Below are 664 nucleotides of genomic sequence, written 5' to 3'. Positions count from 1 at the left end.
ACCTGCGCCTGAACGAGCCGCGCTACGTGACGCTGCCCAACATCATGAAGGCCAAGAAAAAGCCGCTCGAGACGCTCAAGCCCGAGGACCTGGGCGTGGACGTCGCGCCGCGCCTGAAGACCTTGAAAGTGGCCGAGCCTGCCAAGCGCGGCGCCGGCATCAAGGTGGCCGATGTGGCCGCGCTGGTCGACAAACTCAGGAACGAAGCGAAGGTAATTTGAAGCCTTGCGGGACAGACCTTCAGCTCTGTCCCCAACCGATCAAGTTTTTTGGAACAAAAAATGACCGTACTCGTTATTGCTGAACACGACAACGCCAGCGTCAAGGGCGCCACGCTGAACACCGTCACGGCCGCCGCGGCCTGCGGCGGCGACGTGCATGTGCTCGTCGCGGGCCACAACGCGGCAGCGGCCGCACAGGCCGCGGCCCAGATCGCGGGCGTCGCCAAGGTGCTGCACGCCGACGCTGCGGGGCTCGAGCACGGCCTGGCCGAGAACGTCGCCGCGCAGGTGCTCGCGATCGCCCAGAACTACAGCCATATCCTGTTTCCGGCGACCGCCAGCGGCAAGAACGCCGCGCCGCGCGTCGCTGCCAAGCTCGACGTCGCGCAGATCAGCGACATCACCCGGGTCGTCTCTGCCGACACGTTCGAGCGCCCGATCTA

The 664-nt window shown here is 65.8% G+C and carries 2 pseudogenes; both read left to right on the top strand.

What is annotated here, in order from left to right:
• A pseudogene (locus B2J89_RS21410) lies at positions 1-221 on the top strand (electron transfer flavoprotein subunit beta/FixA family protein); the annotation flags it as partial.
• Between the two features lie 60 nt (positions 222-281).
• Positions 282-664 (top strand): annotated as a pseudogene (locus tag B2J89_RS21405) (electron transfer flavoprotein subunit alpha/FixB family protein); the annotation flags it as partial.

The sequence above is a fragment of the Acidovorax sp. SRB_24 genome (assembly GCF_012931925.1).
Note: the sequence above shows the minus strand (reverse complement) of the source record. Positions and strands in the feature narration are given on the sequence as shown.